This is a genomic window from Paraburkholderia atlantica, assembly GCF_000092885.1.
Classification (GTDB): domain Bacteria; phylum Pseudomonadota; class Gammaproteobacteria; order Burkholderiales; family Burkholderiaceae; genus Paraburkholderia; species Paraburkholderia atlantica.
This window is the reverse complement of the sequence record NC_014118.1, coordinates 1211819-1232862: the sequence shown is the minus strand read 5'-3', so window position 1 is coordinate 1232862 and position 21044 is coordinate 1211819. Positions and strand designations below refer to the sequence as shown.

The window sequence follows — 21044 nt, the reverse complement described above, 5'->3', positions numbered from 1 at the left end:
CGCGCGCTCGCCGCCACGATCAGAACAACTGTTTCTGCCCAGACATCAGCGTCGTGAAATCGTCGCGCAGCAACGGCAGAATCGCGTCGGCCACCGGCTGCAATTGCCGCGTCAGATAGTGCTCGTAGTCGATCGCCGAGCGCAGCGTTTCGAGCGGCTCGGGGCCGGCCACCGTGATCACGTAGCTGATCCAGCCGCCGTTCTGATATTGCAGCGGACGTCCCTGCTGGCGATTGAACTCATCGGCGACGCGTGCCGCGCGCACATGCGGCGGCACGTTGCGCTCGTAGGCGTCGATCGGTCTGCGCAGCTGCTTGCGATAGACGAGCTGATCGTCGAGCCGGCCTGCGAGGGTATCGCGCACATAGTCGCGCACGTAATCCTGATACGGTTGCTGCTTGAAAATGCGCCGATACAGTTCCTGCTGAAACTGCTGCGCAAGCGGCGTCCAATCGGTGCGCACGGTTTCCAGTCCTTTGTAGACCACGTCCTCGCGTCCGTCAGGCAGTACGGTAAGGCCTGCGTAGCGCTTCTTGCTGCCTTCCTCTGCACCGCGTACCGTCGGCATGAAAAAGCGCCGGTAGTGCCGCTCGAATTGCAGTTCCAACGCACTGTCGATACCGAAGCGCGCCTGCAGCCTCTGGCGCCACGCCGCGTTGATATGTTCGACGAGCGCGCGGCCGATGCGCGCGGCGTCTTCCTCGTCGTGCGCGTGCCTGAGCCAGACGAAGGTCGAGTCGGTGTCGCCGTAGATCACTTCGTAGCCTTGCGCCTCGATCAACTCGCGCGTCGTGTGCATGATCTCGTGGCCGCGCATCGTGATCGACGACGCCAGCCGCGGATCGAAGAAGCGGCAGCCGGTCGAGCCGAGCACGCCATAGAACGCGTTCATGATGATCTTCAGCGCCTGCGACAGCGGCTTGTTGTGCTCCCGCTTGGCCGCTTCGCGTGCCTGCCACACCTGCGCGACGATCGACGGCAAGCAGTGACGCGTGCGTGAGAAGCGCGCGCCGAGAAAGCCCGGCACCGAGTGCGCGTCGTCGGGATGCAGCATGCCTTCGACGAGACCGAGCGGGTCGATCAGAAACGTGCGAATGATCGACGGGTACAGGCTCTTGTAGTCGAGCACGAGCACCGAGTCGTAGAGGCCGGGCCGCGAATCCATCACGAAACCGCCGGGGCTCGCGGCGCCGGCCACGTCGCCGAGATTTGGCGCGACATAGCCCTGCCGATGCATGCGCGGCATGTACAGATGCGTGAATGCCGCGACCGAGCCGCCACTGCGATCGGCGGGCAGGCCGGTCACGGTCGCGCGTTCGAGCAGGAACGGCAGCAGCTCGGTCTTCGCGAAGATGCGCGTGACGAGCTCGCAGTCCTTCAGGTTGTAGCGCGCGAGGGCGGGCTTGTCTTCGTCGAAGCGGCGCTGGATTTCGTCCATGCGCTGATACGGATTGTCGATCGCCTTGCCTTCGCCCAGCACCGAGCGCGACACGTATTCGAGGCTGAACGACGGAAAGCTCCACGTCGCCGACCGCAATGCCTCGATACCGTCGATGACCCAACGACCCGCCACACCCGCGAAAAAGTGATTGCGCGTAACGCCATGTTCGCGCCACTCCATCACCGCGCCGCCGCGGCCGATACGCAGTGGCACGCGATACTGCTCGGCATGTTGTTGCAGTACCTTCAGATCGAACTGCACCAGGTTCCAGCCGATGATCGCATCAGGATCATGCCGCTCCATCCACTCGATCAGTTTTTCGAGCAGTTGTGCGCGGGTTTCGCAGTATTCGAGCTTGAAGTCGAGGGCGTCGGCAGCGTTGCCATTCGACGGTCCGAGCATATACACCTGCCGCTCGCCGCAGCCTTCGAGCGCGATCGAATAAAGCTCGGCATGCGCGCTCGTTTCGATGTCGAGCGATACGAGCTTCAATGGCGGACGATAGCCGTTGGCCGGTTTGAGCTCGCCATCGAGCCATGGGCCGGCGCGCCCCGGACCATCGTTTTGCGGTACGCCGCTGAACCACACCGGTGCGGTGATGAAGCGCTCCATCATGTAGCGCTCGGGCGGCTGGATATCGGCTTCGTAGACATCGACTCCGCCTTCTCTGAGGCGCTTCTCGAAGCCCTTCAATTGCCGGTATTGCGCACAGTAAAGCCCGTTGACCGGCCGATGCTGGAAGTCGCGCAATTCGAGCGGCCGCAAATCGAGCGGCGCGTCGCGGCGAAGAATCGTTTCGGCGCGTTCGCGATGTTCGGCTGGAATGAAGGCGGTGGACGGCTGAGGGCGCAGACGGATGTGGCGCGGCCCGCTGTCCGTCGCCAGCCAGAACTCGATTTCCGTGCCGGCGGGTGTGTCCCGCCAATGTCGGGTCAAAATGAAACCCTGCTCGAACTCAGTCAAACTTCCACCTTTGATGCGGCGCAATCGCCTTGCTCGATTTTACCGCCGCGGGCAGCGGCTGTTGAGCGGGCAAAGAAAAGGGCGCTTCAAATTGAAGCGCCAATACAGCACCGCTCAATCCGCTGCCGGTTCGCTCAGGCTTCGAGTGCCAGCGTCGCGAACGTGGCGAGCCAGTGCTCGCCCATGTAGTCGCCGGCCACATGCGGCAGCGCACAGTGCAGATGACGCTCGGCCGCTTCGAACAGCACGGTGCGACGGACGTCGCCGGCGGGCAGCGCACGCGCGAGCGCACGCTGGCACCACGCGCGGCTCAGATTGAGGCCGTCCAGATGCGCAATCTTGCCGTCGCTGCGATCGGTAACGGTGACGGGCTCGAACAGCGTCGCCGGCTTTTTCGCGCCGAGGTGCGGCAGGAAGCGTCCGAACCAGTCGGCGAACTGCGCGGACGGCAACACGCGCCGCATCAACTCCGCTTCCATTAACGACGGCGACAGGAACTCGTCGCCGGCCGGCTCCCACGCCTGACACGCGACGTCGTCCAGATACCAGCGCTCCGCGGTGCTGACGATCAGCGCCTCGAGCGATTCGCGCGAGGTATGCCGCGCGAAATCGAGTGTCAACGCGAGTGCGAACGCCATGTTGAAGTGCGTGCCGACGCGCAGCGGATAGGTCGCTTTCGGCAGGAACTCCTCGAAGCGTTCGACGAACGTCTCGGTGAGCGGCGTGAACGTCTTGGACCAGCGCGCGGCTTCGGAGATTTTCATCGACTGCAGCTGCGCACTGAGCGCGAGCAGCCACGCCCAGCCATACGGCCGCTCGAAGCCGCGGTTGTGCGGCAGCTCCAGATACGCGAGTTCGCCGGCGACGTTCGCCTCGTTGAAATGCTCGTCGACCACCGCGACGATGCGCGCGGCCTCGGGCAGATCGGGGAAGCGTTCGAGCAGATGCAGGATCAACCAGTAGCCGTGCACGCACGAATGCCAGTCGTAGCTGCCGTAGAAGATCGGATGCAGGGCGCGCGGACCCTGTACGTCCTGCGGCCCTGCGAGCGAGTGCGTGAGCTTGTTCGGGTATTCGCGAGTGAGGTGAGCGAGCGCGACATTGGCGAATCTGGATGCGAATTCGCGGGTGAGCTGAGTGGTCATCGGCGGCTCCTCAGAAGCGGAATACGAACAAGTACAACAGTATGGTGTTGACGATCGGCAATAGTAAAGCTGTCGGCCATTGCGTCTTGATCACGCCGTTCCGCTCCTTCAGTTCGAGCAGCGCGGCGGGGACGATGTCGAAGTTCGCCCATCGGCGTGATCAGCGTGCCGGAAGCGCTCAACCCGTGGCGATTCCGTCCGACGTCAACTGCCGCAACTGCTCCAGCAGCTTGACCGCTGGACTCGGCAGGATGCCCTGGCGCCGCCGGAACGCGGTCAACGTGCGCCGCCCGACCACGCCCGGCACGCCGAGCGTATCGAACACCCCGGCCTTGCTTTCGGTCACGTACATCGTCGACGCCATCCAGCTCAGAAAGCCCGAACGCGCGACCAGACTCTTCAACGCCGTAACCGAGCGCGTTTCGACGACGACATTCGGCAGTCCCAGCCCGCGCTCGGCGAACACGCTCTGCATGTGCTCGAACGGCCCGGTGCCGCGCGGCGGAATCGCCCAGCGCTCGCCCAGCGTGTCGGCGAGCGTGAGGTCGGGCTTACAGCGCAGCGGATGATCGAGCGCGGCGACCACGTAGCTCGCGTCTTCCCAGCGGCAATCGGCGATCGCGGTGATCTCGTCGGTATCGGGTACGGCCATGCTGAGCGCGAGATCGATCTGACGTTTGACGAGCGCATCGGCGAGCCGGTCCCACACGCCCTCGATGATCTCCACGCGCAGGTTAGGCCATCTCGTCAACACGCCGCTGACCGCGAAGGGCAACAACAGACTCGCGATGCTGCCCACCGCGCCGACGCGGATCGTGCCGCGCGCGAGGCCGCGCATCGCGTCGATTTCCTCGCGTGCATGTTCGGCTTCGCGCCGCAGCAGGATTGCGTGCGGCAGCAGCGCCGCGCCGACCGCGGTCAGGTGCATGCCGCGCGAGTGCCGCTCGAACAGCGGCGCGCCGACCTGTTCCTCGAGACGACGGATGGTCCGGCTCAGCGCCGGCTGTGTGATGTGCAGCGCTTCGGCGGCGCGTCCGAGGCTGCCGCTCTCGACGATCACCGCGAATGCCTGCAGTTGTTGAAGGTTGTAAGTCATGCCAAAAGGTAATGCCTTTTAGCGAATTAGGCAATTTTCGGTTACCCCGGCGGCCGTGATAATGGCCTTTCGATTTTTCGCGCTCACCGCGCAGGAGGCCTCGCATGACAGGCAGCGCACCGCAGCACAAGCCGGCACACACAAAAGAGCAGGGCACCCAATGGAGCGTCCGAGACGCAGTCATCGACTTCGCGCGCCGCGTCGGCATGACGTCGATCTTCGCGAACCCAGGCTCGACCGAGCTGCCGATGTTCCGCGATTTCCCCGCGGATTTCCGCTACGTGCTCGGTCTTCAGGAAGCGGTCGTGGTCGGCATGGCCGACGGCTACGCGCAGGCCACCGGCAACGCGGCGCTCGTGAACCTGCATTCGGCGGCGGGCGTCGGCAACGCGATGGGCAATATCTTCACCGCGTTTCGGAACCGCACGCCGCTGGTCGTCACCGCGGGTCAGCAGGCCCGTTCGATCCTGCCGTTCGACCCGTTCCTCGCCGCGACCCAGGCGACCGAATTGCCGAAGCCCTACGTGAAGTGGAGCATCGAGCCGGCCCGCGCGCAGGACGTGCCGCTCGCGATCGCGCGTGCATACGCGATCGCGATGCAGGAGCCGCGCGGCCCGGTGTTCGTGTCGATTCCCGCCGACGACTGGGATCAGCCGGCCGAACGGGTGGCCGAGCGCGAAGTCGCGCACATCATGCGTCCCGATCCGGCGACGCTGGAGCGCATCGGCGCCGTGCTCGATGGGTGCGAGCGGCCTGCATTCGTGGTCGGCGGCGCGGTCGATCGCGCGGATGCGGCGGCGGAAGTCGTCCGGCTCGCGGAGCGGCATGCCGCGCGCGTCTACGTCGCGCCGATGACCGGGCGTTGCAGCTTCCCCGAAACGCATCGGCTGTTCGCGGGCTTTTTGCCGGCGATGCGCGAGCGCATCGTCGAGATGCTCGGCGCGCATGACGCGATCTTCGTGATCGGCGCGCCCGCGTTCACGTATCACGTCGAAGGCAGCGGTCCGCATGTGCCGCCGGGCGCGCGGCTATGCCAGTTGATCGACGATCCGGGCGTCGCGGCATGGACGCCGCAGGGCATCGCCGCGGTCGGCAATATGCGGCTCGGCGTGCAGGAACTGCTCGCGCGCGCCGCGCCCAAAGCGCGCGAGTTGCCCGCGCCACGCGCGGTGGCGCCGCGTGCGCTGCCGCCCGCGCAAGGCGAGCGGATGTCGGTCGCATTCGCGTTGCAGACACTCGCGGAAGTGCGCGATCCAGAATGCGTCGTCGTCGAGGAAGCGCCGAGCTCGCGGCCCGTCATGCAGACCTATTTGCCGATCGCGCGTACCGGCACGTTCCTGACGATGGACAGCGGCGGCCTCGGCTACGGCATGCCGGCGGCGGTCGGCGTCGCGCTGGCGAGGGCGGGAGAGCGCGTGATCGCGCTGATCGGTGACGGTTCGAGCATGTACTCGATCCAGGCGATCTGGAGCGCGGTGCAGATGCGGTTGCCGATCACGTTCGTGGTTCTGAACAACACGCGCTACGCGGCGTTGCAGGATTTCGCGCCGGTGTTCGGCTTCGCGCCGAACGAGACCGTGCAGGGCACGGACCTGCCGGGGCTCGACTTCGTGACGATCGCGGCGGGCATGGGTTGCCCGGGCGTGCGCGTCAGCGAGGCGGCTGAGCTTGCCGGCGTGTTGCGTCGCGCGTTGAACGCAGCTGACGTGAAAAGCGGTCCCACGCTCGTCGAAGCGATCGTCGCTTAATGGCGCTTCCCGTTCACGAACAAGGAGACAAACACATGACGAAAACCGTATCGATGCTGATCGGCGGCGAACAGGTCCAGGCGCGCAACGGCGCGACGCTCGAGCGCCGCAATCCGCTCGACGGCGAAGCCGCGACGCGCGCACCGGCCGCGACCGTCGAAGATGCCGTCGCCGCCGTCGATGCCGCCGCGGCCGCCTCTCCGGTGTGGTCCGCGCTCGGACCCGGCGAGCGCCGCGCGTTGCTGACGAAGGCCGCGCACGCGCTCGAAGCGAAGGCCGACGCGTTCGCCGCCGCCATGGCCGCCGAAACCGGCGCGTCGGGCATCTGGGCCGGCCTCAACGTGCATCTCGCGGCGGCCGGGCTGATCGAAGCGGCCGCGCTGACCACGCAGATCGCCGGCGAACTGATTTCGTCCGACGTGCCCGGCAGTCTCGCGATGGGCGTGCGCCAGCCCGCGGGCGTCGTGCTCGGCATCGCGCCGTGGAATGCGCCGGTGATTCTGGCGGTGCGCGCGACCGTGTTGCCGCTCGCATGCGGCAACACGGTCGTGCTGAAGGGCTCGGAGATCTGCCCGGCCACGCACGGCCTGATCATCGAGGCGATGCAGCAGGCGGGTCTGCCGCGCGGCACCGTGAACTTCGTGACCAATGCGCCGGCCGACGCCGCGCCCATCGTCGATGCGATGATCGAACACCCGGCCGTGCGCCGCGTGAACTTCACGGGCTCGCCGCGCGTGGGCGCGCGTTGCCGCTCGGCGATCCGCGCAAGGGGCCGGTCGTGCTCGGCTCGGTGGTCGACATGAGCACCGTCGAGCGCTGCAATGCGCTGATCGGCGACGCGCTCGCCAAAGGCGCGACGCTCGTGTGCGGCGGCGAGAGCGAGACCACATTGATGCCCGCGACGCTGCTCGATCGCGTGACGGCGAACATGCGCATCTATCACGACGAATCGTTTGGGCCGGTCAAGCCGATCGTGCGCGTGCGCGGCGAAGAAGCCGCGATAGCGTGCGCGAACGACAACGAGTACGGCCTGTCGGCGGCGGTGTTCAGCCGCGATGCGGCGCGCGCGCTGAACGTCGCGAAGCGCATCGAGTCGGGCATTTGTCACGTGAACGGTCCGACCGTGCACGACGAAGCGCAGATGCCGTTCGGCGGCGTGAAGGCGAGTGGCTTCGGCCGCTTCGGCGGCAAGGCGGGGATCGCGGAGTTCACCGATCTGCGCTGGGTCACGCTGCAAACGACGCCGCGTCACTAGCCGTTCTAACTGCCGACAACAAAAAAATCGAACAACGCGCGCGCAGCGCAAACAACGGAGACATGTCGATGAATTACGTTCCTCCGGCTTCGGCCGCACCCTCGACCTCGACCGCGCGCGACGACGTGGCGCTCGCCGGCATCGCGCGCGGCGGCAACACGGTCGACATCGGTCATGCGCTCGACGACGGCCCCTACACGTTGCTGCAGAAAATCGCGGTGGTGCTGGCGGCGCTGTCGATCGTCGTCGACGGTTTCGACAGCCAGCTGATCGGCTTCGCGATTCCGATGCTGATCAAGGAGTGGGGCATCACGCGCAATGCGTTTGCGCCGGTGGTCGCGTCGGGGCTGATCGGCATGGGCATCGGCAGTGCGTTCGCGGGGCTGTTCGCCGATCGCTTCGGCCGCCGCTGGGCCGTGATCGGCAGCGTGTTCGTGTTCGGCCTCGCGACCTGCGCGATCAGTCTGGCGCCGAACGTCGCGGCCATTGCGGCACTGCGCTTTATCGCGGGGCTCGGCATCGGCGGCGCGCTGCCGACGTCGACGACGCTGACCGCCGAATTCACGCCCGCGCGTTTTCGCACCCTCGCGGTGACGGCGACCATTCTGTGCGTGCCGCTCGGTGGCATGGTCGCGGGGTTGTTCGCCGGGCAGGTGCTGCCCGTTTATGGCTGGCGCGGTCTGTTCGTCGCGGGTGGGGTGCTGCCGCTCGTGCTCGGCATCGTCCTCGTCGCCGCGCTGCCGGAATCGCCGCGTTTTATGGCGCGCCGTCCGCATCGCTGGACCGAACTCGCGAAGCTGCTGCGGCGCATGGCGCGCGACGTGCCCGCCGATGCGAGCTTTACCGACGTGCGCGAACAAAGCGCTGAGAAACACGTTGGCTTCACTGCGCTGTTCCGCGATGGCCGTTCGCGCGACACCCTTGCAATCTGGGGCGCGTTCTTCATGTGCCTGCTCGCTGTGTACGCGGCATTCAGCTGGCTGCCGTCGATGCTGACGAGCGAGGGTTTGAGCGTGTCGCTCGCGGGCTATGGCCTGAGCGCATACAACCTCGGCGGCGTAATCGGCGCGGTGCTGTGCGCGCTGGCGATCGGGCGCTACGGCTCGCTCTGGCCGCTGCTGCTGTGCTGCGCGGGCGGCGTCGCGAGCGCATGGATGCTGCTCGGTGTCAGCGCGACGCAGCATACGGCGCTGATGATCGTCGGTCTCGGCTTGCACGGGCTGTTCGTCAATGCGGTGCAATCGACGATGTACGCGCTGTGCGCCTACGTCTACCCGACCAGTGTGCGTGCAACGGGCACTGCGTCGGCACTCGCGTTCGGCCGCGTCGGCGCGATTCTGAGCGCGTTCGCGGGCGCCGCGGTGATCACGGCCGGCGGCGCAGCGGGCTATCTGCTGATGCTCGGTATTGCGATGATCGTCGTGCTGATCGCGCTGGCGGTGGTGCAGCGGCATATTCCACGACGAGGCGCCGCGACCGCGCGCTGACCGATGCGAAGGTCCGTCGCGATGCCCCGGCGTACGTAGCGACGCTATCAACCTCGTTGAATATAAACAGGCAACGCCACCGCATTCGCGGCCGGATCGCCGGCCGCGTTGGTCGGCAAATATTGCGTCTGAAACGCGGTAAAAATCGCGGCGAATCCGTCGGCGCGCTGCACGATCACCGCGCCGTCCTGGAACGCGCCGTTTTCGTCGTAATGCGGGCCGCGCGGATTGCCCTGATTCATGTGGGTTTCGTGAAGACCGTCCTTCTTCGGCAGAAACAGAAAGCCGAACCCATAGACGACGATACCTGCGGTCGTCGGTGTCCAGAAATCGCGTTTATGCAACTGACCGCTGCCGTTGTCGTAAGGCAGGCTTTGCGACGGCTTGCTTTCGTCGATGGTCAGGATTTCGTCGATGATGTCGTTGACGTCGGCGCGATTGCCGTTTTGATCCTCGTAGGGGACCGGCCGCATGCGGTGAATGTCGAGCAGGCTGCTGTCCTGGAAGTAATCGAGCCGCGGAAAGCCGCTGGTGTAGAGGCCGAGGTTCAGGGCCTGCAGTTTCGCGGTGAGTGGATCGGCGAAGTTCAGATCGGCATAGAAGTACACGTCGTCGTTACCGCTTGCGCCCGGTTGCGTCGATGCCGAATTGACGACGATATTGAATGGCGTGTTGTCGTTGCCAGTCACCGTAATCACATAGTGCGGACTGCCCACGTACGAATCCTTGAAAGGCGCCGCGCGCAGCAGTTTTCCCTTGAACATGCAGTATTCGTTCATGACTGAATGACCTTGTCGAAGTTGATGAACGGAAAGCGATTCGCATCCAGGCATACGGTGCCAATCGTCGATAGACAGGATCGTGCCGACCGCGCGGCGAACGGCAAACAGATCAACGAGCCGTTTCGGACCCGGCTGCCCACCGAGCCCATTCGACCAGCACTTCGGTCACATCGTCGGGTCGCTCCATCGTGCACATGTGACCGCTTCGTTCGATCACGCGAAGCTCCGAGCCGCGAATCTGCGCGTGCATCTCCTCATGACGCGCCAGCGGACTCCATTTATCATCGCGTCCGCACACGATCATCGTCGGGCACGCGATGTCGTGAAGCAGCGCCGTCGCATCGGGACGATCGAGCAACGCACGGATCTGCGCCGCGAATTTATCTGGCGTGCTTCGCTCGATCATGTCGAGCACCGCCTCGTAGACGGCGGAATCGTGGCGGTCGGCATTGACCATGCCGGGCGCCCACTCATTGCCCATCGCGCGCATGCCTTTCGCGCGCGCGAGTTCGAGCAGCCTCAACCGCTGCGCGCGCTCGCTTTCGCCGGCCTCGCCAGCAGCGCGCGGAGCGCAACCGGTGTCGAGCAATGCGAGACCGGCGACGCGCGCCGGTGCGCGCCGGAACACTTCTAGCGCGACCCGTCCTCCCATCGAATGACCCGCGACCAGCAGGCGGTCTCCCGAAACCGACTCGAGCACTAACTCGGCCATCGCGCCGAGCGAGTCGCGCATGCCGTAGTCGGGCACGAAGCAGTCGCCGATCGCGCCAAGCGCGCCGCGCTGATCGGCCCACACTGCGTCGTCGCAAAGCAGTCCAGGGAGCAAAACGATTTGGTGGGTCATGGGTGGTCCTGTGATGCGTTGAACGGAGAAATGACACTCGATACGACGCCATCGTCGAGTGGTCATTCGTCCGCCTTACCATAGCATGCCCATCCGCCGCGCGGTCGCATCGATCGCTGCTTTTGCCTTCGAGACGATTTCGTCGATTTCCGGCCGGCTGATCACGAGAGGCGGCGACAGCAACATCCGGTCGCCGCTCGCGCGCATGATCAGATTGCCGTTGAAGCAGAAGTCGCGGCACAGCGCACCGACATCGCCCCCATTCGCAAAGCGCTTGCGCTCGAGTGGCACCTCGGCGAGTTGCACTCCCGCCACGAGGCCCACGCCGCTGATCTCGCCAACGATAGGATGAGCGGCGAACGTCTCACGCAGTCTTTTCTGAAAGTACGGACCGGTATCCGCTTTGACGCGCTCGACGATCTTCCCGTCGCGTAGCAGTTTCAGATTGGCAAGCGCGACGGCCGCCGCGACCGGATGCCCGGAGTAGGTCAGGCCATGATTGAAGTCGCCGTTGTCGATAAGTGCGCGGGCGATGCGATCATGCAGACCCACCGCTCCCATCGGCACGTAACCGCTCGTTAGTCCCTTCGCGAGCGTGATCAGGTCCGGCTCGAAGCCGAAGTGCTGATGCGCGAACCATTCGCCGGTTCGGCCGAAGCCGCCGATCACTTCGTCCGCGACGAGCAGCACGTCGTACTTCCGGCAAATGCGCTCGACCTCCGGCCAATAAGTATCGGCCGGAAAGATCACGCCGCCCGCTCCCTGGAAAGGCTCACCGATAAATGCGGCGACATTGTCCGCTCCGAGTTCGAGAATCTTCGCTTCGAGCTGACGCGCGCGAGCCAGCGCGAATTCTTCCGGCGTCTGATCGCTTGCTGCTTCGCCGAAGAAATAGGGCTGATCGATATGCACGATGTTCTCGACTTTCGACGGCATCTGCTCATGCATATAAGCCATGCCGCCGAGCGTACCGCCCGCGATCGTCGACCCGTGATAAGCGTTCTTGCGTGCGATGACGAACTTCTTCGCTGGCTGGCGTTGCGTCGCCCAGTATTGATGGACGATGCGCAGCACGGTGTCGTTGCCTTCCGAGCCGCTGTTGCAGTAAAAGAAGTGATTGAATGGCGCGGGCGTTAGCTCGGCGAGCAGGGCCGACAGTTCGATCACCGGCGGATGCGTCGTCTTGAAGAACGTGTTGTAGTACGGCAGTTCCTGCATCTGCCGGAAGGCGGCGTCGGCGAGTTCATGGCGTCCGTAGCCGACGTTCACGCACCACAGTCCGGCCATGCCGTCGATGATCTTGTTGCCGTCCGAATCCCACAGGTACACCCCTTGCGCCTTGACGATCACGCGAGAACCCGCGCGGTTGAGCGAGCCCATATCCGAGAACGGGTGGATGTGATGCGCGGCATCCAGCGCGCGGTATTCGGCGGTGCTTCGCGATGTGGCTTGCGAGGTCGGCGCGTCTATCGTGCCGCCACGTTCGGGCGTTTCGTTCTCCGCATACATCAAGTCTTCGGTCTTATAGCTCATACTGCCTCCGTCTTTTCAAGGTTCTGATCGACCGATTGGCCCGCGGCACTCACACGTGCAGCAGCAAATGCCTGCGTTCCCACGAACTGATCACACGGAAAAACGCTTCGTATTCGGTCTCTTTCAACGCGAGATACGCGCGGACGAACTGCTCGCCGAGTACTTCGGCAATCGGCTCGCATGCACTCATCAACGTCAGGCCTTCTTCGAGATTGCGCGGTAATTGGTAGGGCAATGCATAGCCGTCGCTCGCCAGCGGTTCGGTTGCGGCGAGCCGCTGCGTGATGCCCAGATAACCCGCGGCCAAGGTCGCGGCAATCGCCAGATACGGATTGCAATCGACACCCGGAATACGGTTCTCGATGCGGCGCGCGACCGGCGTCGAATGCGGAATCCGGAAACCGACCGTGCGATTGTCGTAACCCCACGCGACGTTGATCGGCGCGGCCATGAAACGCGACAGACGCCGGTACGAATTGATGTACGGCGCGAAGATCGGCATCAGCGCCGGCGTGTATTTCTGCAAGCCGGCGATATAGCTGGTGAAAAGCGATGTCGGTTCGCCGTCGGCGGCGGTGAACAGGTTGCGGCCGGTTTCCATATCGACGAGGCTCTGATGCATGTGCATGGCCGAGCCCGGTTCGCCTTCCATCGGCTTGGCCATGAAGGTCGCGTACATCTTGTGGCGCAACGCCGCTTCGCGCACGGTGCGCTTGAATAGAAACACGCTGTCCGCGAGTTTGAGCGGATCGCCATGCATGAAGTTGATTTCCATCTGCGCGGCGCCCACTTCGTGTATCAGCGTATCGACTTCGAGTTCCTGCACGTCGCAGTACTCGTAGATGTCTTCGAACAACGGATCGAACTCGTTGACCGCCTCGATCGAATACGCCTGGCGTCCGGTTTCCGCGCGGCCTGTACGTCCGACCGGCGGTTGCAGCGGCAGGTCGGGGTCGCGGTTCATATCGACTAAATAGAACTCGAGCTCTGGCGCGATCACGGGTTTCCAGCCACGCGCCTTGTATAGATCGAGCACGCGGCGCAACACGCAGCGCGGCGAGATTTCGACCGGCGTGCCGTCGAAATGAACGCAATCATGAATCACCTGCGCGGTCGGATCGACTGCCCACGGAATCATCCGGATCGTGCTCGCGTCGGGTACGCACACCATGTCGGGATCGGTGACTCCGGTCAGCGAATCGCTTTGCGGATAGTCGCCGGTCACTGTCTGAATCATCACCGCCTGCGGTAGACGCATCGATTCGCCCGATTCGAACTTGCTGCGCGGAATGATCTTGCCGCGCGCGATGCCGGCCATATCCGGAATGATTGCTTCGATTTCGGTGACGTGATGCTTTTTCAGGAAATCGTCGATGTCATGCATGATTGTTCTCTCTGTTTTGATCCGCGACCGGGGGCATGCGTGCAGGGTTTCGTGTATTCATGCGCTGGCGACACGCGTCGCCGAAGGCGCGGAACATCGCGGTCGATAACGCATCGTCCGCATGTCTCCATTCCGGATGCCATTGGACGCCGAGCGCGAATGTGCGGGCGTGGCTGACGCTGATGGCTTCGATCAGGCCGTCCGCCGCGAGGGCTTCGACGTCGAGGCCTACGCCGAGTCGCGCAATGCCCTGAGCGTGCAATGAATTTACCCGCGCTTCGTGGGCGCCGTCCGCGAGGCGCTGTAGCATGCCGCCGCGCGTCAGCACGATCGAATGCGATGTGGCGTATTGCATGTCGAGCGAGTCGTCCTTGTTCTCGCGATGATCGTTCAGTCCACTGACCGAATGAGCGCTTTGATGCAAGGTGCCGCCGAATGCCACGTTCATTTCCTGCAAGCCGCGGCAGATGGCGAGAACCGGTACGCCCGCCGCAACTGCCGCGCGGATCAGCGGCAACGTGGTTGCATCGCGCGCGGGGTCGTGCAATGTGTCGGGCTCGCTCGAAGCGCCGCCGTAACGGCACGGCTCGACGTTCGAATAGCTGCCGGTGAACAGCAAACCGTCGACGGCGGCGAGCACATCGTCGCTGCTCTGACGTTCGCCGAAAGCCGGCACCAGCATCGCGAGCGCGCGCGAGCCCTCGACGATCGCGGCGATGTACTTTTCACCGGCCACGTGCGATGGATGAGCGCCGAGCATCGTTCTATCGGCGGTGATTCCTACTATGGGTTGGTTTCGCATAACGAATAGGCGTGTCGATCCCACGCCGCCCACGAGGCGAGCGGCGTTAAATAGCGCGCGAGGATATGGAAATCGCGAAGGCGAGTCGACGCCAAAGCGAATCCGCGCAATAACGCGCAGCGCTAATCAGATTAAAAGCGGTTCGATCGAATCCGTCGCGATGCGCGGCAATCAGTCAGCGCCGCGCGGACGCAAGCAGAAAGCTCGCGAAAACGCGTGCAAACGGATGAATCGAGCAGCGAAAAGAGACTAAAGAAGAGAGGCGCTACGGCAGCAGCGAAGCGACCTCGTCTGTGCGCACTGCGATGAACGCGCGTGCGGAGAGGACGTTGCGGCGTCGAACGGAACGACGCGACAGGACTGTGATGACGGACAGAAAGCGGCGAAACGCAAGGCTGCCGTTGCTGCCGTCGGCGCTGGCGCCGTCAGCGCAAGTACAACGCGCCTGACTGCGATTCCAATTCACCAAAGGGCCTCGGACTCTCACGATGACACTCGACTGGCGTAGTTGAGGGTATTGAACGGCCTGTTTCGAATCCACAGCGGATATTGAAGAAACAGGACACGGGTCGATCGAGAAGAAACGGTACTAAACGGTAATAGCTTAATTCGCAGCGCCGCGCACGCGATCTCCCGATAGCTAGGATATACGAGCTAAGAATGCCGTCAATTTATTTTTGTTTTTTGACAAAACGGCATCGAGCGTGATGCCGTCTGCTTTGTCGACTGTTGGTTCACTCCGCGAGACGCGCGCGCACCGTGTATTCGCCTTCGTTGCCCTTGTCTTCGAGCATGTGCGCCATCGCCGTATTGAAGTCGGGTGGCAGTGGCTCGACCGGATAACCGCGCTTTTCCCACGCATCGAGTCCGCCCTTCAGCGCGCGCACATGATGAATGTTCTTGCGATGCAATTGCCTGACGATGCGCTTCGCGGTCGCTTCGTTCGGACACACGCAATAGACGACGATCGGCCGCTTCAGATACTCCGGATGAATCGGATCGGGCGACTCGAGATCGAGCGGCCGTGCGCCGGCAATGCGATGCGATTCCTTTTCGCGCACGGTGTGCGGGCGCGCGTCGAGAATCAGCGGTGGTTCGTTCGACTTCATCATCGCGTCGAGCTGATCGGGCGAAATGCGTGCATGCGCGAGCCAGCGGCGAAACTGCAAACGGCGCAGCCAGCGATACAGCAGAACCGCCGCGAAGATCACCGCGAACGTATCGAAGATCGTGCCGCCGTTGTGCCGCACGAACAGCATCAATTGGACGATCTCATCGTGCAAGGCGGCGCCGCCGATGATCCAGACGCTCGCCCACAGCGTCGCACCGACCATGTCCCACAACAAGAATATGCCGACGCCGATCGCGGTCGTGCCGAGCAGCGGCGCGGAAATCAGGCCGAGACCGGGCAGGAACTTCGCGACCGTCAGAATCGGCGCGCCATGGCGCTCATAGGTATTGCGCGCGACGCGCACCGTGGTGTCCAGCGACAGCGAGAAGCGCACGAGGTAATTGAGCAGGCGGCGCCCATACGCGCGTCCGGTGAAAAACCATAGCGAGTCGGCGATCAGCGTCGCACTGACCGCCGCGCAGATCATGTTCAGGTACGAGGCTTCGCCCACCGCGGCCATCGTTCCAGCGAGAATCAGCATCGGCGCGGCCGGAATCGGCATGCCGAGCTGCGTGACGAGCACGCTCATGAAGACGGCCCACACGCCCGCAGACGGTGGAATAGCGACCGGGAAATGCCACACAACCGCGCTCCTGATAAGGCAAAGAAAGGGAAAAAGACATCGTCCGGCCGAGGCCGATACAAGCCTCTAGCGACGCGAAAGACGGATTTAAGCACAGGTGGCGAGACGGCGTTATGAAAGTGCGCCGACGAAGTGGCGCGCGAGCGACGAAAGGGCGCGGGGAAGGGCGAGACCCACCGCGCCATTAAGGCTGCATGCGCCGCGCGGCAAGTCGATCAACACGGACTGGGCAGCGGGATTCGCGTCGCTTCAGGCGAGGTGGTACGGAAAGAGGCCTGTCGCCTTACGCATCTACAGACGGATCATAGGGCACCACGCGCTCATGCTCGTTCGCCTGATTGCGCGCGACGATCGCGCGCGCCGCGGCGTTCGCGTCGAGATTGAACGGCTGATGCGGCACGCCCGGCGGAATGAACAAAAAGTCGCCCGGCCCGGTGATGACCGATTCACGCAAGCCCGGGCCATAGCGCGTCTCGATTCTGCCTTCGAGCATATAGATCGCGGTTTCGTAGTCGGCGTGATAGTGCGGCTCCGCATGGCCGCCAGGCGGGACCACGACCATATACATCGACAGGCTGGTGGTGCCCGCGGTGCGCGCCGAAATGCCGACGAAATAAGGCAGCCGCTGCATCGTCGCCATTTCCCGTTCCGGGCGCACCTTGATCACAGTGGCCCGCGCGTCGTGCGTCAGGTTTGACATGGTTGCTCCTTTCGTCGCCGCCGTGCGGGGCGGCTTCACGCATGCCGAACTGAAAGTCTAGGACGATGCGGGCGGCGATATCGGACGTGATCGAGCGGACCTGGTGAAGCGCGGGCGATCGCGAAAACGCGTTGCTACAATGGTTGGCATACCCCAGACAAAGATCACGGAGACAGCGCATGGCCACGCTTCAGCCCATCAGCCGCTACCCGGTCCCGGAGCCGAGCGAGTGGCCCGAAGACATCAGCGCCCGCATTCTTGAAGTGCAGCAGAAGGCGGGTTTCGTGCCGAACGTGTTTCTGACGCTCGCGCATCGGCCCGACGAATTTCGCGCGTTCTTCGCTTATCACGATGCGTTGATGCTGAAAGAGGGCGGTCTCACGAAAGGCGAGCGCGAGATGATCGTGGTCGCGACGAGCGCGGTCAACGATTGTCTTTACTGTGTGGTCGCGCACGGCGCGCTTCTGCGCATCTACGAGAAGGCGCCGCTGCTCGCCGACCAGGTCGCGGTCAATCATCGCAAGGCCGACCTCACCGAGCGCCAGAAGGCGATGCTCGATTTCGCGCTGAAGGTGTGCCGCGCGTCGGGCACGGTCGACGAAGAGGACTTCCAGACGCTGCGCGGCCACGGCTTCACCGATGAAGACATCTGGGACATCGCGGCAATCACCGCGTTTTTCGGGCTATCGAACCGGATGGCGAACGTGATCTCGATGCGTCCGAACGACGAGTTCTATTTGATGGGGCGTGTGCCGAAAGCCGCGGCGGATGCGCCGAAGAAGTAATCTGCATCAAGCCTGAGCGGGACGCGGTGAACGCCGCGCGGGTGTCGTCACCGCCCTGTCGTCGATCGGGAAATGCAGCAGTGCCGCGATCAATCCCGCCGCGACCGTCGCGACCCAGATCAGCGAGTACGAGCCCGTCAGATCGAACACGAGGCCTCCGAGCCACGCGCCGAGAAACGAGCCGATCTGATGGCTCAGAAAGCACAAGCCGAACAGGCTGCCGAGGTGACGCGTGCCGAACACCTTGGCGACGAGCCCGCTCGTCAGCGGCACGGTACCGAGCCATGTCAGGCCCATCACGGCCGCGAAAATCACCACGGACACCGCGCTTTTCGGCAGCGCGAAGAATGCGGCGATCGTCGCGCTGCGAATCAGATAAAGCCAGCCGAGCACATGGTGCTGGCGGAACCGGCCGCCGAGCCAACCGCAAGCCCAACTGCCCGCCATGTTGAATAGACCGATCAGCGCGAGCGCGGTGGCGCCCAGCCCGATCGGCATATGACACAGCGTCAGATACGCGGGCAGATGCGTCGCGATGAACGCGAGCTGGAAGCCGCAGGTGAAGAAGCCGAGCGTCAGCAGGCGGTAGCCGCGATGGCGCGTCGCTTGTGACAGAACCTCGCGCAGCGAAGTCTCGGGTGCGTCGTCGATCCGGGCCTGTCCTGCCGCATGGATCTGCGCGCGACGGTCGAGCACGATGCCGAGCGGCGCGATCAGCAGCATCACGAAGGCGAGCACGAATAGCGAGGTCGCGATGCCCGCGTGCAGCCGGATGCCTTGCACGAGCGGCACCATCAGCACCTGTCCGGCGGAGCCGCCGGCGCTGACGAGGCCCATCGCGACGCTGCGCTTCTCCGGCGACGCCATGCGGCCGACCGCCGGCAACACGACGCCGAAGGTCGTGCAACTGACGCCGATGCCGACCAGCAGCCCCATGCCGATCACCAGCAGCGCGCCGCTCGGCGCGACCGCGGACAGCCCGAGGCCGGCCGCGAACGTCGAAGCACCGAACGCGACCACCGGCGCCGAGCCATAGCGATCCGCGGCCGCACCAGCGAACGGCTGCGCGAAGCCCCACACCAGGTTGTGCAGCGCGATCGCGAAGGCGATCAGCGTGACCGGCAGACCGCGGTCGAACGAGAACGGGCCGATGAACAGGCCGAAGGTCTGGCGAATGCCCATCGCGGCGCTCAGGATCAGCGCAGCGGCGACGATCACGACCGTCGTGGTGACGGTCGTCGCCGGAGCGAGGGCCGGGGTGGGTTGCTTGCTGTGGGTGGTCGACATGGCGGCTTCTCCTTGGCCACCATCGTCGCAGCCCGCCGCGTGGCCGGCAAAGGAAAAGATTTCGACGACAGGTGAGCGTGGCTCACCTGTGCGCTGCCAGGTCGCCGTCCGCGGCCGCGTCGGCATGCGCGTCGAAGGCCGCCGCCTCGTCGACGAGCCAGCGCCGGAAATCGGCGAGCTCGGGCCGCCGGATCGCGCTGTCCGCGTTCTCCGTGCTGACCAGCCAGTAGGCGGTGGTGGATGCGATGGTGGGCGCGCAAGCCTCGACCAGCACGCCGCTCGCCAGGTCGCCGTCGACCAGCGGCTTGCGGCCGAGCGCGACGCCGAGGCCCATGCTGGCTGCTTCGAAGGCGAGCTGGATCGTGTCGACGTGCAAGCCGCCCGTCGTGTCGATGCCGTCGGTGCCGGTTGCATCGAGCCACATCTGCCAGTCTTCACTCGCGGCGTTCACGTGAATCAGCGTCGCGCATTGCAAGCTCGGGACGCCGCGCTCGTCGCGCAGCGTCGCCAGGTAAGCGGGGCTGCACACGGGCACGAAACGCTCGCCGAACAGTCGCGTCCATGCGGTGCCGGCGACCGGCGCGCGGCTCATGCGGATCGCGAAGTCGAAGCCGTCGACCGGAAAACCGACCTGGCGACGCGATGTATCCACGCTCACGTTGATATTCGGCCAGCGCGCGCGAAATCCCGCGAGGCGCGGCAGCAGCCAGCGCGACGCGAAGGTCGGCGCGCAGCTGAGCGTGACCGACCGATCCGCGCGTTGATTGGGCAGACGCTGCGTGCCGATTGCGATCAGCGAAAACGCCTCCGAGACGTACGACAGATAATCCGCGCCAACCGCGGTCAACGAGATGCCGCGCGGCTCGCGCACGAACAGCTCGACGCCGAGCGCTTCCTCGAGTCCGACGATGCCATGACTGATCGCGCTCGGCGTGACGTTCAACTCGGCGGCGGCGAGCTTGAAACTTTGATGCCTGCCGGCCGCTTCGAAAAAACGGAGCGCGGGCAGGGGTGGCAGACGAAGCGGCATGTGCGTTCCCCAAGGCGGCCGCGTCGTGCGTGGCGCGCGTGCCGCGTGGTGTTGGCGAGTGTAGTGGGCGTGCTGTCTGGCGCAAGCATACCTTGCGGTGGCGCTCGCGAGTGCGTTGTCGAACCGTCCGCAAAACGCTGCAAAAAGGCTGCCGCTCAAAAATCATCGCAAGGCATGTCGATTTTCCGTGGTCTCATTCGTCGTCGCTTATAGGAAGCGCGGTAAAGCGCAGGCAGCCGCCCGTTTTCCGTCCGTTTTTCGCACGACTTCTCACAAGGAGATGGCTGATGAACGACGCAAACACTTCGATGCACACACTGAAACCGGCCCGCGAACTGGCCGACCTGCCTCAACGCTTTCCCGGCGAGAGCCCCGAATATCGACGCGCGCGCAACGCATTGCTCGCCGAGGAGATCGAGTTGCGCCGCCAGATCGAGCGCGTCGCCGCGCAGCGCCGCGCGTTGCCGGCGGGCGGTATCGTGCCGGAGGATTACCGTTTCGACGGCGAAGCGGGCCCGGCCACGCTATCGCAGATGTTCGGCGCGCACGACACGCTCTTGACCTACAACTGGATGTTCGGACCGCAGCGCGAGCGGCCGTGCCCGATGTGCACGTCGCTGCTGAGCGCGTGGGACGGCGAAATGCCCGATATCCTGCAGCGCGTCGCGTTCGCGGTGATCGGCCGCTCGCCGATCGACAAGCTCGTCGCGTTCAAGCAGGAGCGCGGCTGGCGGCATCTGCGGCTCTATTCGTCGGGCGGCAACACGTTCAATCGCGATTACGCAGCCGAAGATCCCGCCGCCGACGACGTTCCCGCGCTCAACGTATTCACGCGCACGGGCGGTGTCGTGCGGCACTTCTGGGCCGAAGAGATGGGGCCATCGACGTCGGACCCCGGGCAGGACCCGCGCGGCGCGCCCGATTTGATGCCGCTATGGACGATCCTCGACATGACCCCCGGCGGCCGCGGCACCGACTGGTATCCGAAGCTGGCGTACTGAGCGGCAC

The 21044-nt window shown here is 64.5% G+C and carries 17 protein-coding genes and 2 pseudogenes; 5 read left to right on the top strand and 14 right to left on the bottom strand.

Going from position 1 to position 21044, the window contains the following annotated elements; translation table 11 throughout:
- Positions 1 to 19: 19 nt before the first annotated feature.
- The 4 genes and pseudogenes from BC1002_RS21560 to BC1002_RS21550 form a co-directional block, all read right to left on the bottom strand.
- A complete protein-coding gene (locus BC1002_RS21560; protein WP_013092109.1) occupies positions 20 to 2404 on the bottom strand; it encodes a DNA polymerase II in 2385 nt (794 codons plus the stop codon).
- Positions 2405 to 2538: 134 nt separating this feature from the next.
- Entirely contained in the window at positions 2539 to 3549 is a 1011-nt protein-coding gene (locus BC1002_RS21555; RefSeq protein ID WP_013092108.1) for a DUF2891 domain-containing protein, read from the bottom strand.
- Between the two features lie 10 nt (positions 3550 to 3559).
- Positions 3560 to 3719, bottom strand: a pseudogene (locus tag BC1002_RS37845) (5-oxoproline transporter, DUF979 family subunit); the annotation flags it as partial.
- 8 nt (positions 3720 to 3727) lie between these two features.
- A complete protein-coding gene (locus BC1002_RS21550) occupies positions 3728 to 4645 on the bottom strand; it encodes a LysR family transcriptional regulator (protein WP_013092107.1) in 918 nt (305 codons plus the stop codon).
- A 104-nt stretch (positions 4646 to 4749) separates the two neighbouring features.
- Between BC1002_RS21550 and mdlC the strand changes: the two genes are divergently transcribed.
- The 3 genes and pseudogenes from mdlC (at position 4750) to BC1002_RS21535 (ending at position 9135) form a co-directional block, all read left to right on the top strand.
- Entirely contained in the window at positions 4750 to 6393 is a 1644-nt protein-coding gene (gene mdlC / locus BC1002_RS21545) for a benzoylformate decarboxylase (protein WP_013092106.1), read from the top strand.
- Positions 6394 to 6428: 35 nt separating this feature from the next.
- Positions 6429 to 7648, top strand: a pseudogene (locus tag BC1002_RS21540) (aldehyde dehydrogenase family protein).
- Between the two features lie 68 nt (positions 7649 to 7716).
- On the top strand, positions 7717 to 9135 hold the full coding sequence (locus tag BC1002_RS21535; RefSeq protein WP_013092105.1) for an MFS transporter: 1419 nt from the start codon (positions 7717 to 7719) through the stop codon (positions 9133 to 9135).
- A gap of 47 nt (positions 9136 to 9182) precedes the next feature.
- Here BC1002_RS21535 and BC1002_RS21530 read toward each other — a convergent pair whose 3' ends face one another.
- The 8 genes from BC1002_RS21530 to BC1002_RS21495 all read right to left on the bottom strand — a co-directional run bounded on the left by BC1002_RS21530 (position 9183) and on the right by BC1002_RS21495 (position 16934).
- A complete protein-coding gene (locus BC1002_RS21530; RefSeq protein WP_013092104.1) occupies positions 9183 to 9914 on the bottom strand; it encodes a DUF2278 family protein in 732 nt (243 codons plus the stop codon).
- A gap of 112 nt (positions 9915 to 10026) precedes the next feature.
- Entirely contained in the window at positions 10027 to 10761 is a 735-nt protein-coding gene (locus BC1002_RS21525) for an alpha/beta fold hydrolase (RefSeq protein WP_013092103.1), read from the bottom strand.
- A gap of 75 nt (positions 10762 to 10836) precedes the next feature.
- Positions 10837 to 12294 carry an aspartate aminotransferase family protein gene (locus tag BC1002_RS21520; protein WP_013092102.1) on the bottom strand — a complete coding sequence of 486 codons (1458 nt, stop codon included), beginning with the start codon at positions 12292 to 12294 and terminating at the stop codon, positions 10837 to 10839.
- Between the two features lie 49 nt (positions 12295 to 12343).
- Positions 12344 to 13678, bottom strand: coding sequence for a glutamine synthetase family protein (locus BC1002_RS21515; protein WP_013092101.1), 1335 nt, complete (start codon positions 13676 to 13678; stop codon positions 12344 to 12346).
- On the bottom strand, positions 13671 to 14438 hold the full coding sequence (locus BC1002_RS21510; protein ID WP_013092100.1) for a gamma-glutamyl-gamma-aminobutyrate hydrolase family protein: 768 nt from the start codon (positions 14436 to 14438) through the stop codon (positions 13671 to 13673). Before BC1002_RS21510 ends, BC1002_RS21515 begins: the two co-directional genes overlap by 8 nt.
- 307 nt (positions 14439 to 14745) lie before the next feature.
- Positions 14746 to 14967, bottom strand: coding sequence for a hypothetical protein (locus BC1002_RS38995; protein WP_026226309.1), 222 nt, complete (start codon positions 14965 to 14967; stop codon positions 14746 to 14748).
- A 247-nt stretch (positions 14968 to 15214) separates the two neighbouring features.
- Entirely contained in the window at positions 15215 to 16234 is a 1020-nt protein-coding gene (locus BC1002_RS21500; protein ID WP_013092099.1) for a VTT domain-containing protein, read from the bottom strand.
- A gap of 283 nt (positions 16235 to 16517) precedes the next feature.
- On the bottom strand, positions 16518 to 16934 hold the full coding sequence (locus BC1002_RS21495; protein ID WP_013092098.1) for a cupin domain-containing protein: 417 nt from the start codon (positions 16932 to 16934) through the stop codon (positions 16518 to 16520).
- Positions 16935 to 17113: 179 nt separating this feature from the next.
- Between BC1002_RS21495 and BC1002_RS21490 the strand changes: the two genes are divergently transcribed.
- Positions 17114 to 17719 (top strand): peroxidase-related enzyme, encoded by a 606-nt coding sequence (locus BC1002_RS21490; protein ID WP_013092097.1) that lies wholly within the window; start codon positions 17114 to 17116, stop codon positions 17717 to 17719.
- Between the two features lie 6 nt (positions 17720 to 17725).
- Here the strand turns inward: BC1002_RS21490 and BC1002_RS21485 are convergent, their stop codons facing one another.
- Both BC1002_RS21485 and BC1002_RS21480 read right to left on the bottom strand, forming a co-directional pair.
- Positions 17726 to 19006, bottom strand: a complete 1281-nt coding sequence (locus tag BC1002_RS21485) for an MFS transporter (protein ID WP_013092096.1) — start codon at positions 19004 to 19006, stop codon at positions 17726 to 17728.
- An 82-nt stretch (positions 19007 to 19088) separates the two neighbouring features.
- The gene (locus BC1002_RS21480) at positions 19089 to 20036 is read right to left on the bottom strand and encodes a LysR substrate-binding domain-containing protein (RefSeq protein ID WP_013092095.1); all 948 of its coding nucleotides are present in this window, start codon (positions 20034 to 20036) and stop codon (positions 19089 to 19091) included.
- A 287-nt stretch (positions 20037 to 20323) separates the two neighbouring features.
- On the opposite strand from BC1002_RS21480, the gene BC1002_RS21475 reads away from it, so the two are divergent.
- Positions 20324 to 21037, top strand: a complete 714-nt coding sequence (locus tag BC1002_RS21475) for a DUF899 family protein (protein WP_013092094.1) — start codon at positions 20324 to 20326, stop codon at positions 21035 to 21037.
- The last annotated feature ends 7 nt before the right edge of the window (positions 21038 to 21044 follow it).